The sequence below is a fragment of the Methylorubrum populi genome, from assembly GCA_036946625.1.
Classification (GTDB): Bacteria; Pseudomonadota; Alphaproteobacteria; order Rhizobiales; family Beijerinckiaceae; genus Methylobacterium; species Methylobacterium populi_C.
This window is the reverse complement of record JAQIIU010000003.1, coordinates 319,719-334,524: the sequence shown is the minus strand read 5'-3', so window position 1 is coordinate 334,524 and position 14,806 is coordinate 319,719. Positions and strand designations below refer to the sequence as shown.

Genomic DNA, 14,806 nt, shown 5'->3' with positions numbered 1-14,806 from the left:
TCGTGTCGTGCGGGGCCGCGGCTCAGGCCACGGCGCGTTCGGGGGCGGCCGTCTCGATTCCGGCGCAGGCGTCGTGCGCCAGCCAGAGCGTGACGGTCAGCGGCAGTTCGGTGCCGTCCTCGGGTGCGAGGTCGCGGCTCTCGACATCGCCCAGACCCGCCTGGACCAGCCAGCCCGCGACCTGATCGGCGGCGAAGCCGAGGCGGCGATGGGCTTGGCTCTCGCGCAACTGTTCGAGCGCGTGCGGCGCGAAATCGACGACGAGCAGCCGCCCGCCCGGTGCGACGAGGCGGGCCGCCTCGCGCAAGGCGCGAGCCGGGTCGTCGAGATAGTGCAGGACCTGATGCAGCACGACGAGATCGAAGCCGGCGCGGCCGAAGGGCGGCGCGTGGAGATCGCCCTGGCGCAAGTCCACCCGCGACAGGCCGAGCCGTTCGAGGTTCGCCCGCGCCACCGAGAGCATGGCGTGGCTCGAATCGAGCCCGGTGGCGCGGCCGGCCAGCGGCGCCAGCAGGCCGAGCATCTTGCCGGTGCCGGTGCCGAGATCGACCACGTGGCGCACCGGCCGGTCGCCGAGCACGTCGAGCACCGCCGCCTCGACGGCGGCCTCGGGCACGTGCAGGGAGCGCAGCCCGTCCCATTTCGGGGCGAGCCGGGCGAAGAAGGTTTGCGCCGCTTCGGCGCGCTGGGCCCGCACCGAATCGAGCCGGGCCCGGTCCTCGGACAGCGGCGGGGCGGCGCGTTCCAGCGCGGCGATCAGCGGCTCGACGAAGCCGACGGCCGCCTCGCGCAGGCGGAAGAACGCCCAGGCGCCCTCGCGGTGACGCTCGATCAGACCCGATTCGGCCAGGAGCTTGAGGTGGCGCGAGATGCGCGGCTGCGACTGGCCGAGGATGTCGGTGAGGTCGGAGACCGACAACTCGCCCTCGGCGAGCAGGGCGAGGATGCGCAGCCGCGTCTCCTCCGCCGCCGCCCGCAACACGGCGAGCGCCTCGGCGAAGGGCACCGGAACGGGGCCGGCGCTGTTCTTGGGGCCGCTCTCGCTAGACATAAAGATATCTTTATGTGCGTAGCGGGCCGGTTGCAAGAGGTTTTGCGGCTCACCGGCTCGGCCCCTGTCGGCGAGCCGCTACTGGTAGGCCTTCTTCAGGTCGAGGGTGCAGCGCAGGCCGACCTCCGCGTAACCCTCGTCGAGCCAGGCCTTGGCCGCGGCGCGGCCCTTGTCGCGCAGCCGCTCGATGACCCGCCAGCGGGCGTCGAGCCGCGAGGAGGCGGCGTAGTCGTCCAGCAGATCGGTGCCGTCGATGCGGTGGAGGAAGACCCGCTCCAGGCCGGGCACCGCCTGCCCGCCTTCCTCGATCAGGCCGTGCACGAAGTCGATGGCGCGCAGTTCCCGCATCAGGTTGGCGTTGAAGGTGATCTCGTTGAGCCGGTTCTGGATGTCGCGGGGCGAGCGCGGCGTCGCGCGGCGCTCCACCGGGTTGATCTGCACCAAGAGGACATCGCGGGTGCTCGCCCCGTGCAGCGGGTAGAGGGCCGGGTTGCCGAGATAGCCGCCGTCCCAGTAGGGCACGCCGTCGATCTCGACCGCCTGGAACACGGTCGGCAGGCAGGCCGAGGCCATCAGGTGGTCGGCGGTCAGGCGCTCGCGCTCGAACACGGCGAGCTTGCCGGTCCAGACGTTGGTGGCGGAGACGAACACGCTGGCGGTCTCGGCCCGGCGCAGGCGGTCGAAATCGACCGTGCGCTCCAGCGCGCCGCGCAGGGGATTGATGTTGAGCGGATTGGCCGTGTAGGGGCCGGGATCGAACACCTTCAGCCACGCTTCGACGAACGGGTTGCCCTTCCAGACATGGAACAGGCCGTCGATCCAGCTCTGCTGGACGGGCTTCAGGTCGGCATCGAGGCTCGCCTCGCGCCAGAACCTTTCGAGCGCCTCCCGCGCCCCGTCGGGGCCGCCCGCGAGCCAGCCGTCCACGAGGACGACGGCGTTCATCGCCCCCGCGCTCGCCCCGGTCACCGCCTCGAAGGCGACGCGCCCGTCCTCGATCAGCGCATCGAGCACGCCCCAGGTGAAGGCGCCGTGCGAGCCGCCGCCCTGGAGCGCCAGCGACACCGCCTTCTCCGCCCGCGGCCCGGCCAATCCCCGGAAGCCGTTCCCGACATGCGTCGAATCGGCGATCGGGTCCGGCACCGCGGTCGCCGGATTGTGGGCGTCGTCATCGTGGGCGTCCTCATGGGACGTTTCGGTCCGACCGGTTCCGGCGGCCTGATCCGGGGCGATCCTGTCCATCGTGCCTCGCGCGGTTGTTGCGACGCACCCATAGATAGTGCGATGCGATAAAAAGGCCGTGCGGTTCTTTGCCCCGCGGGCCGGAACGGCCATATGTGATAACGCAGCGTGGCCGTGTCGGCATCCTCGCATCCGGCTCGACATCTCGAGCCGGATGCGACATGGAAGCGGCCTTGTCGCGAGACATGCCGCGCATTCGTCCGCGCGGGCGCGGCGGATAAGAGACGATCTCCAGGTCGCGGATCGCGCCGGGTTCGGATAGGATCGCCCCCGCGCCTGCGGGACACCGAAGGCCGGCACGCGCGGACGACAGTTGACCCGCGAAGGCACGATGGAAGTCATGGAAGCTCCCGACGCCCTGGCAAACCCGCTCGAAGCCCGGAGCCCGAACAGGACGGGGCCGGAGATCGCCGGGCCGGCACCGCGCCACCGCACCGTCGGCGTGCAGGTCGGCGAGGGCGAAGGCGCGATCACCGTCGGCGGCGGCGCCCCGATCGTCGTTCAGTCGATGACCAACACCGACACGGCCGACATCGACGCCACCGTGGCCCAGGTCGCCCAGCTCGCCCGCGTCGGCTCGGAGCTGGTGCGCATCACCGTCGACCGCGACGAGGCCGCCGCCGCGGTGCCGAAGATCCGCGAGCGCCTCGACCGCATCGGCGTGCACGTGCCGCTGGTGGGCGACTTCCACTATATCGGCCACAAGCTCCTGTCCGACCATCCGGCCTGCGCCGAGGCGCTGGCCAAGTACCGGATCAACCCGGGCAATGTCGGCTTCAAGGAGAAGAAGGACACCCAATTCTCGACCATCGTCGAGCAGGCGATCAAGTACGGCAAGACCGTCCGCATCGGCGCGAACTGGGGCTCGCTCGACGGCGAGCTGCTCACCCACCTGATGGACGAGAACGCCCGCTCGCCCGCCCCGATCGACGCGCGGGCGGTGATGCGCGAGGCGATGGTGCAGTCGGCGCTGACGTCGGCCGACCGGGCGGTGTCGCTCGGCCTGCCGAAGGAGCGCATCATCCTGTCCGCGAAGGTCTCGGCGGTGCAGGATCTGATCGCGGTCTACCGCGAGGTGGCGCGCCGCTCCGACTACGCGATCCATCTCGGCCTGACCGAGGCCGGCATGGGCTCGAAGGGCATCGTCGCGGCCTCCGCCGCCATCGGCGTGCTGTTGCAGCAAGGCATCGGCGACACGATCCGCTACTCACTGACGCCGGAGCCCGGCGGCGACCGCACCCTGGAGGTCAAGGCGGCGCAGGAACTGCTGCAGACCATGGGGTTTCGCACCTTCGTGCCGCTGGTCGCGGCCTGCCCGGGCTGCGGCCGGACGACCTCGACCACCTTCCAGGAACTGGCCCGCGACATCCAGAACTGGATCACCACCTCGATGCCGGAGTGGAAGAAGACCTATCCGGGCGTGGAGGGCCTCAACGTCGCGGTGATGGGCTGCATCGTCAACGGGCCCGGCGAGTCGAAGCACGCCGATATCGGCATCTCGCTGCCCGGCACCGGAGAGAGCCCGAGCGCGCCGGTCTTCATCGACGGCAAGAAGGCGATGACCCTGCGCGGGGCGACGCTCGCCAAGGATTTCGAGACGATCGTGATCGACTACATCGAGCGCCGCTTCGGCCAGGGCAAGCGCGACGCCGCCGAGTGAGTTTTCCCCGAGACGGCCGCCTCCGACACCCGTGCGGTGGATGGGGGCGGCCGTCTTTGCCGTTTCGGGACGGGCTGCCCGCTCCACCACCGACGCATTTCCTTCATGCGCCTCCGGCACATCCGGCCGGACGACGCGCGAGCCCAGGCAAGCCTGCCCGATGACCCAGCCTGCCAGCCCCTCAAGCGCCGCCGGCCCGGGCCTGCCGGCCGCTCCCGCCGCGGACGGGCCGGCCCCCGGCGAGGGCGGTCCGCTCACGGCCCCGGCGGGCGCCGATGCGTCCGACGCCGAGGGGCACGCCAAGGCCGGCTTCTGGGCGCTGACGATCGGCTCCGTCGGCGTGGTCTACGGCGATATCGGCACGAGCCCGCTCTACGCCTTCCGCGAGGCGCTTGGTCCCTCGCGCAGCGACGGCATCCTGCTGGCCGAGGAGGTGATCGGCACCGCGTCGCTGATCGTCTGGGCGCTCCTGTTGATCGTGACGATCAAGTACGTCGCGATCCTGCTGCGCATGGACAACAACGGCGAGGGCGGCATCCTCTCGCTGATGGCCCAGGCCCGCCACGCGCTCGGCGGCTCCAAGATCGTGTTCATGCTCGGCCTGCTCGGCGCCTCGCTGTTCTACGGCGATTCCGTCATCACCCCGGCGATCTCGGTGCTCTCGGCGGTGGAGGGCCTGAAGCTCGTCACCCCGGCCTTCGACGACTACGTGCTGCCGATCACGGTGGCGATCATCCTCGGCCTGTTCGCGGTCCAGAGCCACGGAACGGCGCGGGTGGCGACCTTCTTCGGGCCGGCCATGGTGGTGTGGTTCCTGGCGATGGCCGCCGCCGCCCTGCCCCACATCGCCGGCAATCCGGGCGTGCTCGCCGCCTTCAATCCCTGGTACGCGGTGCATTACCTGCTCGGCCACGGCACCGGCGCGCTGGTGGCGCTGGGCGCGGTGTTCCTGGCGGTGACCGGTGCGGAGGCCCTTTTCGCCGATCTCGGCCATTTCGGCCGCCGCCCGATCCAGGTGGCGTGGCTCGGCCTCGTCGCGCCCTGCCTCGTCCTGAACTATCTCGGCCAGACCGCCCTCGTGCTGGCCAAGCCCGAGACCACGGACCCGTTCTACCAGCTCGTGCCGGAATGGGGCCTGATCCCCATGGTGCTGCTGGCGACTCTGGCCACCGTCACCGCGAGCCAGGCGGTCATCACCGGTGCCTTCTCCCTGTCGCGGCAGGCGATCCAGCTCGGCATGCTGCCGCGCATGGAGATCCGCCACACCTCCGAGGCGCATTCGGGCCAGATCTACCTGCCGCAGATCAACACCCTGCTGGGCCTCGGCGTCGTGATCCTGGCGGTGACCTTCCGCTCCTCCTCGGCGCTCGCCTCGGCCTACGGCATCGCCGTGACGGGCACGATGCTGCTCACCGCCAGCATGGCCTACGTGGTGCTGTGGAAGGTGGCGCGCCTCTCCCCGCTCGTCTCGGCGGCGGTGATCATGCCCTTCATCGTGCTCGAATCCCTGTTCCTGCTCTCGAACCTCTTGAAGCTGCACGAGGGCGGCTACGTGCCGCTGATGCTGGCCGGCGGCCTGATGCTGATGATGCGGACCTGGGTGCGGGGCGTCACCATCCTGTTCAACAAGACCCGCAAGACCGACGTGCCGCTGATCGAACTCGTCGGCATGCTGGAGAAGAGCACCTCCTACCAGCGGGTGAAGGGCACCGCGGTGTTCCTCACCAGCGATCCCGGGATCGCCCCGGCCGCCCTCCTGCACAACATGAAGCACAACAAGGTGATCCACGAGAAGAACGTGGTGCTCACCGTCGAGACCATGGACCGGCCCCGCGCGACGCAGGGAGAGCGGGTGCGCATCGAGCCCGTCGGCTTCGGCTTCTACCGGGTGGTGATGCGCTTCGGCTACATGGAGACGCCCAACATCCCCCGCACCCTGGCGCTCCTCAAGCGCGAGGGCTTCAAGTTCGACATCATGTCGACCTCGTTCTTCCTGTCGCGCCGCTCGATCCGCCCGGCCGCCCATTCCGGCATGCCGCTGTGGCAGGACCGGATCTTCATCACGCTGGCCAAGAACGCCAACGACGCCACGGACTTCTTCCAGATCCCGACCGGCCGCGTCGTCGAGGTCGGCACGCAGGTCACGGTGTAGCGCGGGCTCGCTCCGCCCCCGCCACGGCCGCCGAGCGGTCGCACGGCACGCTCGCACGGCAACGAAAGGTTGCGCGCAATCCTGTGGCCTGCCGGCTACAGGGCCGGTGATTTGCGCGCCACTCTCTTGCGCCTCCAGGCCGAGGCCCGTACCCCTGATGTTGCGAAAAGCAAGCAACAACAACAGTTTAGCATAATTCCAACCGACCGGCCCGGTTCCGCGTGTTCTTGCGGAGGCCTTCGGCTGTGCTGGAGAGGGGTCGAAGGTGATGGGGTCGGTTCACACTCACGTCGGCGTCCGCGCCCTGCGGACGATCGCCCTGGCAGGCGCCTCGCTGGTCGCCCTCACGGTCGGCGCCGCGGCGCAGCAGGCGACGGCGCGCCTGGAGGAGCTGTCGGTCGAGGGCAGCGGCCGGGGCGCGGGCGCCACCGGCGGGGGACTCTCCGCCCAACGCGGCCCGGACGGGCGCGTGGCGCCCGAGGATCCGCGCGGCCCGGTGCCGGGCTACGTCGCCACCCGCTCGGCCACGGCGACCAAGACCAACACGCCGCTGATCGAGACCCCGCAATCGATCACCGTGGTCGGCCGCGAGCAGATCGACGCGCAGAAGGCCCAGACCCTCACCCAGGCGACGCAGTACACGGCCGGCGTCTATTCCGGCACCTTCGGCGCCGACACCCGCGTCGACTACTTCACCCTGCGCGGCTTCATCGCCAGCGATTACGGCATCTACCGCGACGGGCTTCAGGTGCTGAACTACGGCTTCGGCACCTTCAAGGTCGAGACCTTCGGCCTCGAGCGGATCGAGGTGCTGCGCGGGCCGGCCGCGGTGCTGTTCGGCGCGGGCAACCCCGGCGGCATCATCAACCAGATCACCAAGCGGCCCACGACCCAGCCCTTCGGCTATGTCGAGGTCGGCGGCGGCTCGTTCGGGCAGGTCTACGGCGCCTTCGACATCGGCGGCCCGGCCGACGATTCGGGCCACTGGTTCTATCGCCTCACCGGCTTCGGCCGGCAGGGCGGCACCCAGGTGGACAACGCGCCCGACGACCGCGCCTACATCGCCCCGGCCCTGACCTATCGTCCCGACGCCGGCACCTCGCTCACCTTCCTGACCAGCTACCAACGCGACTCGACCGCCGTCACGGCGAACTTCCTGCCCTATTCCGGCACCGTGCGGCCGAACCTCAGCGGCCTGCGCATCCCCCGCTCGCTCAACGTCGGCGATCCGGCGATCAACACCTTCCAGCGCGAGCAGGCGTTCGCGGGCTACGAGTTCGAGCACGCCATCGACGACACCTGGACCTTCCGGCAGAACCTTCGCTACTCGTTCAGCGACGCCTTCCAGAACTCGTACCTGAACCAGACCGGCTACGTCGACGCCGCGACGGAGACCACGCTGAACCGCTACCAGTTCCTGACCAGTTCGAAGGTCGGGATCTTCCAGGTCGACAACCAGGCCGAGGCCCGCTTCTTCGACGGCATCTTCGCCCACGATCTGCTGATCGGCCTCGACTACAAGCGCTACGACCTGCACGACAACCAGAACACGAACTTCCCGATCTTCTATGCCGTTCCGGGGCTGAGCCTCCTCAACCCCGTCTACGGCCAGATCAGCGGCCGCCCGGCGCCCTATCTGGTCAACGCCGACACCTTCCAGCAACTCGGCCTCTACGCGCAGGACCAGATCAAGCTCACCGACCGCCTGACCCTGGTGCTCGGCGGCCGCCAGGACTTCGCCGACAACGTGGTGCGCGACCGGCTCACCCCGACCAACAGCAGCCGCCGCAGCGACGAGGCCTTCAGCGGCCGTGCCGCCCTCATCTACAACTTCGTCGAGGGACTCGCGCCCTACGTCAGCTACTCGACCTCGTTCCAGCCGCAGATCGGCTCGGACGCCAACGGCCGCAGCTTCGCGCCCGAATACGGCGAGCAGGTCGAAGTCGGCGTCAAGTTCGAGCCCGTCGGCTACGGCTTCTTCCTGACGGCGGCCGCCTTCGACCTCGTTCGCCAGAACGTGCTGCAGCCGGTGCCCGGCACCTTCTTCAGCGCGCCGCTCGGCGAGGTGCGCTCGCGCGGCGTCGAGGTCCAGGCCGTCGCCAACCTCGCGCAGGGTCTGAACCTCGTCGGCGCCTTCACCGCCTACGACCTTCAGACCATCAAGGGCGAGGCCGATCAGGTCGGACGCACGCCGACCCGCATCCCGGAGGTGCTGGCCTCGGTCTTCGCCGACTACACCATCCCGACCGGCGACTGGCGCGGCTTCGGCTTCGGCGGCGGCGTCCGCTACGTCGGGCGCTCGTTCGCGGACGTGGCCAACACCCTGACGGTGCCGGAATACGTGCTGTTCGACGCGCAGATCCACTACACCTGGGACAACTGGCGCGCGGCGATCAACGCCACCAACATCGGCGACCGCCGCTTCGTCTCCTCGTGCATCTCGGCCAACGAGTGCTTCTACGGCGAGGCCCGCCGCGTGCTGGCGAGCGTGAGCTACAAGTGGTGAACCGCCGCGGGGCCCGTTTCCGGACGGCCCTGGCCGCCTGAGCGGCAGGGCCATCGCTTGAAGCGATGGCCCTCTGGTTTTCTTGGCCAGCCTCAGTCGCCGGCGCCCGCCTCCGCGGGCTCATACGATATCCGGTTGATGAGTTCGGCCTGTCCTGCGTCCTTGCGAGGCGAAGCCGTGGCAAACCAGGGCGCGGCCTTTCCGGATCTGTCGCGCCCTGGATCGCTTCGCGGCCGCTCGCGATGACGGAGGGGGGCCAAACCCGAAGCGATCAATCGGAAACGGTATCAGGCTTTCGCTTCGCTCGAAGCTTCCCAGGACCATGGTCCTGAGAAGCCCGCTCAGAGCGGCTTCGAGCGATGGCCCTGCGATGGCGGCTCCCCGTCCGCGCGAAATGCTGTAGAGGGACGACCGACACGTTCGTCGTCCGCTCCTGCCGCTGGCCCTGGCCCATGTCCGAAATCAATCCCGCAACCGATCCCGCGCCCCGCCCTTCCCTGGGCCCTCAGCCCCGTCCCGGCGTGCTCGCCATCGAGGCCTACGTGCCCGGCAAGAGCGCCGCGCCGGGCGTGGCGAAGATCCACAAGCTCTCCTCCAACGAGACGCCGCTGGGGCCGAGCCCGCGGGCGATCGAGGCGGTGCGCGCGGAGGCCGCCACCCTCGCGCTCTACCCGGACGGCAACGCGACGCGGCTGCGCACCGCGATCGGCGCCCGCTACGGCCTCGACCCCGCCCGCATCGTCTGCGGCGCCGGCTCGGACGAATTGCTGACCCTGCTGGCGCTCGCCTTCGTCGGGCCCGGGGACGAGGGCATCCACTGCACGCACGGCTTCCTCGTGTACCGCATCGCGATCCTGACCGCGGGCGGCACGCCGGTGGTGGCGCCGGAGACGGACCTGACGGCGGATGTCGACGCGATCCTCGCCGCGGTGACGCCGCGCACCCGCATCGTCTACCTCGCCAACCCCAACAACCCGACCGGCACCTACCTGCCGTTCGAGGCGGTGCGACGCCTGCAGGCCGGCCTGCCCGGCAACGTGCTCCTCGTGCTCGACGGGGCCTATGCCGAGTACGTGCGCGCCGACGACTACACCGCCGGCCTCGAACTGGCGCTCGACGCGCCGAACGTCGTGATGACGCGCACCTTCTCGAAGATCCACGGGCTGGCGGCGCAGCGCATCGGCTGGATGGTCGGGCCGGAGGCGGTGGTCGATGCGCTCAACCGCATCCGCGGGCCGTTCAACCTGTCGGCCGCGGCGATCGCGGCGGGCGCGGCGGCGATCGCCGACGAGGCCCATGTCGCGGCGGCGGCGGCCCACAACGACGCGTGGCTCGCCTGGCTCACCCGCGCGGTCGAGACGCTGGGGCTCACCGCGACGCCGAGCGTCGGCAACTTCCTGCTCGTGCACTTTTCGGAGGAGCCCGGCCGCACGGCGGCGGAGGCCGACGCACACCTGACCCGCTCCGGCGTGATCGTGCGCCGCGTCTCCTCCTACGGCCTGCCCAACGCCCTGCGGGTGAGCGTCGGCAGCGAGGAGGCCAACCGTGCCTTCGTCGATGCGCTGACCGCCTTCCTGGGGGATCGGCGTTCGTGACCATGGGGGTGGAGCGCCTCGCCATCGTCGGCCTCGGCCTGATCGGCTCCTCGATCGCCCGCGGGGCGCGGACCTACGGGCTTGCCCGCGCGGTCGTGGCGATCGACCGCGACGCGGGCGTGATCGAGCGGGTGAAGGCGCTGGGGCTGGCCGAGGAGGCCGGCACCGCGATGTCCGCGGCGGCGGGGGCCGATCTCGTGATCCTGTGCGTGCCGGTCGGCGCCATCGGCGCGGTGGCGGCCGAGATCGCACCGCACCTGAAGCCCGGCGCCGTCGTCTCCGATGTCGGCTCGGTCAAGGCGGCGGTGGTGGCGGCCGTCACGCCGCACCTGTCTCGAAGGAATCCGTTCGTGCCGGCCCATCCGGTGGCGGGGACCGAGTATTCCGGGCCGGATTCGGGCTTCGCCACCCTGTTCTCGAACCGCTGGTGCATCCTCACCCCGCCGGACGGGGCGGACGCCGCGGTGGTCGAGCGGGTGCAGGGCCTGTGGCAGGGCCTGGGCGCCATCGTCGAGACGATGACGCCGGAGCACCACGACCTCGTGCTCGCCATCACCAGCCACGTGCCGCACCTGATCGCCTACAACATCGTCGGCACGGCCGCCGACCTCGAAGAGGTCACGCAGTCGGAGGTGATCAAGTTCTCCGCCGGCGGTTTTCGCGATTTCACCCGGATCGCGGCCTCCGACCCGACCATGTGGCGCGACATCTTCCTGACCAACCGCGACGCGGTGCTGGAGATGCTCGGGCGCTTCAACGAGGACCTCTCGGCCCTGTCGCGGGCGATCCGCTGGGGCGACGGCGAGGCCCTGTACGAGCTGTTCACCCGCACCCGGGCGATCCGCCGCGGCATCGTCGCCATGGGCCAGGAGACGGCCGAGCCGGATTTCGGCCGCGCCCGCGGCGCGGCCTTGCCCGCGGCGAAGCAGGGCTAGCGCATCGCCCTGGATATCGGATCCAGGGCGATGCTCTCGGTTTTCGATTGTGCATCGTCTTTTCAGACAAGCCGGAGGCCGCCTTTCGGGACGATGCTCTCGGTTTTTGATTTCGCATCGTCTTTTTCCGAAAGCCGGCAACCACCTTTCGGGACGATGCTTTGAGGAGAGAGCGACGGCATGCGGACATTCGCCATCGTCACGGTCTGCGAGGGCGCGGTGCCGGGCCTGTTCGAGTGGCTCGCCTTCCACCGGGCGGTCGGCGTGCGTCACGTCGTGGTCTACGACAACGGCATCGACGCCGAGGCGGCCGCGGTCCTGAAGCTCCACGAGGGCCTCGGCGTCACCACCCTGCCCTGTCCGACCCGGCTCGACTGCACGCCGCGTCATGCGGCCTACGACCATTTCCTGGCCTCGCGGGCGCGGCTGTTCCGCTTCGCCGCCATTCTCGACACCGACGAGTTCCTGATGCCGGCCCCCGGCCGCATGCTGGACGGCTGGCTCGCCCGCATCCCGCCCCATGCCGGCGCGGTAGCGGTCAACCGGCGCGTGTTCGACACCGGGCATCCGGTGGAGCCCGATCCCGGTCTCGTCCTGCGCCGCTTCCCCCGCGCCCTCGCAGGGTCGGACCGCGCGGAGAACCGGGTCGTCCGGTCGGTCTACCGGCAGGGCGCCGTCGCGACGATCCGCGACGCGCATGGGGCGGAACTGCTGCAGGGCGAGCGGCTGATGAGCGACTTCGGCCCGGCCGAGCCGGACCCGCAGCGGCCCGAGGCCATCCTCGGCCTGCGCCACGGGGAGATCCGGATCAACCGCTATCCCCGCCCCGTGCCCGGTGCCGCCACGGAGACCGAGCCCTGCCCCCGGACGGAGGGCTGGATCGGACCGACGCTCGACGCGATGCGCCATCTCCTGGCCCATGCCGAGAACGTCGCGCCGCAGGAGGCCGCGCGGCTGCGGTCCCGCTACGCCGCCGTCCCGGAACTGGCGCGGCCGGTCACGCCGCGGGAGCACCGGCGCTGGCGGCTGATTCACCTGCACCGGCCGCGGGCGGAGGCGGCGGGGCGCTTCGTGCGGCGCAGGATTTTCGGGGCGCCGCGGCCCTGGTAGGCGGATCGAAGATCGTCGCTCGGCGGGCGGAATCCCGCCGCGCCTCGGTCTGGAGCCTCGTCCTGGATATCGGATCCAGACGAGGCTCTCGGTTTTCGATGTTGCATCGTCTTTTCGGACAAGCCGGCAGCCACCTTTCGGGACGAGGCTCTATGCGGCGATGCGGATCGTCGATGCGATCTCGTCCACCTCGCTCGACAGGCGGCCGTCATCCGCCCGCGTGACGAGGCCGAGCTTCGCCAACGCCGCCACGTCCGCGTGCACGCGCTTGACATCCCGGCCGAGTGCCCGTGCCAGGGCGCGGACACCGCTCTCGGGCGAGCGCCGGAGATGGCGCAGGAGTTCGTAGCGCTTCGGTGTCAGGACCGAGCAGAGGGCGCTCCAATCCTGAAACAGAATCCGGTCCGTCACCGGGATGGGCCGATCGGTCGCCGCCGCTTTCCAGGCTTCGGCGACCTCCGCTGCCGCCTCGCGCAGATCCCGGCCGACCTCGATCTCAGTCCTTGCCATGATCCCTCCTCCAGGCTTCGACGGCGGCGACGAAATCGCCGAGCAATGGGTCGACACCACGGAAACGGTACGGCGTTTCCCCCTCCGCGTCGTGCCGGCGATCCCCCTTGCCGCGCTCGTTGTCGAAGCCGATCACGCGCAGCCCCTCCACGATGTAGACGAGGCGGTACTTGAAGCCGTGAGTCGTCGGCGGCACCGGTTCGGGCACGCGCCAAACCACCAGTTCGGCGAAATCCCGATCTCCGAAAACGACGCGGCGACGGATGATGAGCGTCGCTCGCATGTTGGCATGTTGTGCCAACATCTGCCGGCGTCAAGCCTTGTCGGAGAGCGATCAGTACAGCGCCGGCAGCACCACGTTCGGCACGGCGAAGGGGCCGAGCATCAGCCGGCCGTCGCCGAGGCGCAGCGTCGGCAGCGGCTTGAGGCCGTTGGGGCCGTCCGGCTCGGCGGCCTGGGCCTCGCCGGCGGCCCCCTCGCGCTTGCGCAGCCCGCCGAGGAACTGGCCGACGAGGTTGCCGATCAGCGCGCCCTTGTCCGAGCCGAAGCGCTGGCCCATCACCTGACCGACCAGGGATTCGAGCCCGGCCGTGCGGATGTCGAAGCGTCCCTCGGGGCGATGCTCGGCGTCGAGGCCGACCTCGCCCTTGGCCTGGAGCCGCCGCTCGCCCTTGGCGATGGAGACGCGGGTCACGTCGAGGCGGCCCTCGGCCCGGCGCCATTTTTCGAGTTCCCGCGCGACCGTGCCGGTGCGCAGGACCGCGGCGTGTTCGATCGTGGCGTCGAGATCGACATCGGCCGGGTCGGCGCTGCCGGCCAGCGCGTCGAGGCGCGGCACGGCGGCCCTGGCGAGCCGCAGGCTGACATCGACGGCCCCGTCGCTCTCGAAGCGGCCGGGCGTGGGCCGGGCATGCAGTTCGAGGTGCCGGGCCGCGAATTCGACCGGGCCGGGATCGGGCGAGAGCACCGTGCCCTTCGGCCCGTCGACGACGAGAGAGGCGCGGCTGAAGCCGTTCGAGGCGGCGTGGAAGCTCGCCTCCAGCGCGGTCCAGGTCACGTCGCCGGTCAGGTCGCCCTGCTCGACGTGGAACGGTCCCGCGGCTTCGAGAACGGCGTGGCGCGGATCGTAGACCTGCACCACGGCGGTGATCGGCCCGAGGGTGAAGGTGCTGTCCGAGCGGACGAAGCGCACGGAGGCGCAGCGCAGTTCGAGGCGGAAGGGAAAGCCGGTGATCGAGCGGTCGGCGCAGGTCCATTGCCGCCCGGCCCGGGCCTCGCGGGCGAGCCACCCGTCCATCTCGCCCTCGACCTTGCCGCGGATGAAGAACCACGCAGCGGTCCAGGCCAGGACCAGGGCGGCGAGCAGCGCGTAGGGAAGGAACAGGCCGATCCGCCTGCGCGGCCGCGGGGCCGGTCCGCCGGGGATCGGTTCGGGTGTCTGCGCCATCGGCCTCGTTCCTGCGCGGCCCGGCGGGAGCGGCCGGGCGCCCCGTGTTTGGAGACCGGGGCGGCGCAAGGCAAGGGCTCCGCCCGCCCTCCGCCTGTCACGGGCCGGAGAGCCGTCAGGAGCCGGGGCCGGGCAGTCCGGCGGGACCTCAGGCGCTCGCCCGCTCCGCATCGGCGGCGAGATCGTCGACGACGGCGCGACGTTCCTCCTCGCCCTCGGCGAGGCGGTGGACGTGCATCTCCGTCGCGCCCTGCCGGCGGGCACGGGCCACCCAGTTGCGCTGCGGACGCTCGCGCGGGCTCTTGCCGGTCGCGGCGATGGAGACGGCCTGAGCGATGCCGGCGTCGTCGCGGCGCACCGCGATCACCACCGCCTCGTCGACCTCGGCGAGTTCCGGCTCGGCGAGGTCGTGCACCCCGACGACGTAGCGGCGGCCGGAGCGACCGCGCCACGCGCTCAGGGACGGGGCGGCGGTGCCGCGCAGGCCCGCCATGGTTCGAAGACGCTCCTCGCGCACGTCCGATCTCCGGGATCGATCGTCCTTCAGGTCGCGGAGCGCGACCGACCAGGACAGGGCTCGTTTGTTCGCCATTTGTTC

The 14,806-nt window shown here is 70.7% G+C and carries 12 protein-coding genes; 6 read left to right on the top strand and 6 right to left on the bottom strand.

What is annotated here, in order from left to right:
• Nucleotides 1–22: 22 nt before the first annotated feature.
• Both PGN25_12980 and PGN25_12975 read right to left on the bottom strand, forming a co-directional pair.
• Nucleotides 23–1,051, bottom strand: a complete 1,029-nt coding sequence (locus PGN25_12980; protein ID MEH3118468.1) for a metalloregulator ArsR/SmtB family transcription factor — start codon at nucleotides 1,049–1,051, stop codon at nucleotides 23–25.
• 78 nt (nucleotides 1,052–1,129) lie between these two features.
• Nucleotides 1,130–2,293 (bottom strand): patatin-like phospholipase family protein, encoded by a 1,164-nt coding sequence (locus PGN25_12975; GenBank protein MEH3118467.1) that lies wholly within the window; start codon nucleotides 2,291–2,293, stop codon nucleotides 1,130–1,132.
• A gap of 340 nt (nucleotides 2,294–2,633) precedes the next feature.
• Here PGN25_12975 and ispG point away from each other — a divergent pair, with 340 nt between their 5' ends.
• From ispG to PGN25_12945, 6 genes are all read left to right on the top strand, one after another.
• Nucleotides 2,634–3,953: a flavodoxin-dependent (E)-4-hydroxy-3-methylbut-2-enyl-diphosphate synthase gene (gene ispG / locus PGN25_12970; protein ID MEH3118466.1), complete on the top strand. Its 1,320-nt coding sequence runs from the start codon at nucleotides 2,634–2,636 to the stop codon at nucleotides 3,951–3,953.
• Nucleotides 3,954–4,113: 160 nt separating this feature from the next.
• Complete coding sequence (locus PGN25_12965) at nucleotides 4,114–6,105, top strand: potassium transporter Kup (protein ID MEH3118465.1); 1,992 nt, start codon at nucleotides 4,114–4,116, stop codon at nucleotides 6,103–6,105.
• A gap of 268 nt (nucleotides 6,106–6,373) precedes the next feature.
• Entirely contained in the window at nucleotides 6,374–8,611 is a 2,238-nt protein-coding gene (locus PGN25_12960) for a TonB-dependent siderophore receptor (protein ID MEH3118464.1), read from the top strand.
• Nucleotides 8,612–9,063: 452 nt separating this feature from the next.
• Entirely contained in the window at nucleotides 9,064–10,206 is a 1,143-nt protein-coding gene (locus tag PGN25_12955; protein ID MEH3118463.1) for a histidinol-phosphate transaminase, read from the top strand.
• On the top strand, nucleotides 10,203–11,141 hold the full coding sequence (locus tag PGN25_12950) for a prephenate/arogenate dehydrogenase family protein (GenBank protein MEH3118462.1): 939 nt from the start codon (nucleotides 10,203–10,205) through the stop codon (nucleotides 11,139–11,141). Before PGN25_12955 ends, PGN25_12950 begins: the two co-directional genes overlap by 4 nt.
• Before the next feature lie 180 nt (nucleotides 11,142–11,321).
• Nucleotides 11,322–12,251, top strand: a complete 930-nt coding sequence (locus tag PGN25_12945) for a glycosyltransferase family 2 protein (GenBank protein ID MEH3118461.1) — start codon at nucleotides 11,322–11,324, stop codon at nucleotides 12,249–12,251.
• 150 nt (nucleotides 12,252–12,401) lie between these two features.
• Here PGN25_12945 and PGN25_12940 read toward each other — a convergent pair whose 3' ends face one another.
• The 4 genes from PGN25_12940 to PGN25_12925 form a co-directional block, all read right to left on the bottom strand.
• Nucleotides 12,402–12,761 (bottom strand): hypothetical protein, encoded by a 360-nt coding sequence (locus PGN25_12940; protein MEH3118460.1) that lies wholly within the window; start codon nucleotides 12,759–12,761, stop codon nucleotides 12,402–12,404.
• Nucleotides 12,748–13,044, bottom strand: a complete 297-nt coding sequence (locus PGN25_12935; protein ID MEH3118459.1) for a DUF6516 family protein — start codon at nucleotides 13,042–13,044, stop codon at nucleotides 12,748–12,750. Before PGN25_12935 ends, PGN25_12940 begins: the two co-directional genes overlap by 14 nt.
• Nucleotides 13,045–13,095: 51 nt before the next feature.
• Entirely contained in the window at nucleotides 13,096–14,208 is a 1,113-nt protein-coding gene (locus PGN25_12930) for a DUF2125 domain-containing protein (GenBank protein MEH3118458.1), read from the bottom strand.
• Nucleotides 14,209–14,356: 148 nt separating this feature from the next.
• Nucleotides 14,357–14,800, bottom strand: coding sequence for a hypothetical protein (locus PGN25_12925; protein ID MEH3118457.1), 444 nt, complete (start codon nucleotides 14,798–14,800; stop codon nucleotides 14,357–14,359).
• Between the last annotated feature and the right edge of the window lie 6 nt (nucleotides 14,801–14,806).

Coding starts and splice junctions, on each gene's coding strand:
- PGN25_12980 (MEH3118468.1), bottom strand. CDS start 1,051: ATGTCTAGCGAGAGCGGCCCCAAGAACAGCGCCGGCCCCGTTCCGGTG.
- PGN25_12975 (MEH3118467.1), bottom strand. CDS start 2,293: ATGGACAGGATCGCCCCGGATCAGGCCGCCGGAACCGGTCGGACCGAA.
- ispG (MEH3118466.1), top strand. CDS start 2,634: ATGGAAGCTCCCGACGCCCTGGCAAACCCGCTCGAAGCCCGGAGCCCG.
- PGN25_12965 (MEH3118465.1), top strand. CDS start 4,114: ATGACCCAGCCTGCCAGCCCCTCAAGCGCCGCCGGCCCGGGCCTGCCG.
- PGN25_12960 (MEH3118464.1), top strand. CDS start 6,374: ATGGGGTCGGTTCACACTCACGTCGGCGTCCGCGCCCTGCGGACGATC.
- PGN25_12955 (MEH3118463.1), top strand. CDS start 9,064: ATGTCCGAAATCAATCCCGCAACCGATCCCGCGCCCCGCCCTTCCCTG.
- PGN25_12945 (MEH3118461.1), top strand. CDS start 11,322: ATGCGGACATTCGCCATCGTCACGGTCTGCGAGGGCGCGGTGCCGGGC.
- PGN25_12940 (MEH3118460.1), bottom strand. CDS start 12,761: ATGGCAAGGACTGAGATCGAGGTCGGCCGGGATCTGCGCGAGGCGGCA.
- PGN25_12935 (MEH3118459.1), bottom strand. CDS start 13,044: ATGCGAGCGACGCTCATCATCCGTCGCCGCGTCGTTTTCGGAGATCGG.
- PGN25_12930 (MEH3118458.1), bottom strand. CDS start 14,208: ATGGCGCAGACACCCGAACCGATCCCCGGCGGACCGGCCCCGCGGCCG.
- PGN25_12925 (MEH3118457.1), bottom strand. CDS start 14,800: ATGGCGAACAAACGAGCCCTGTCCTGGTCGGTCGCGCTCCGCGACCTG.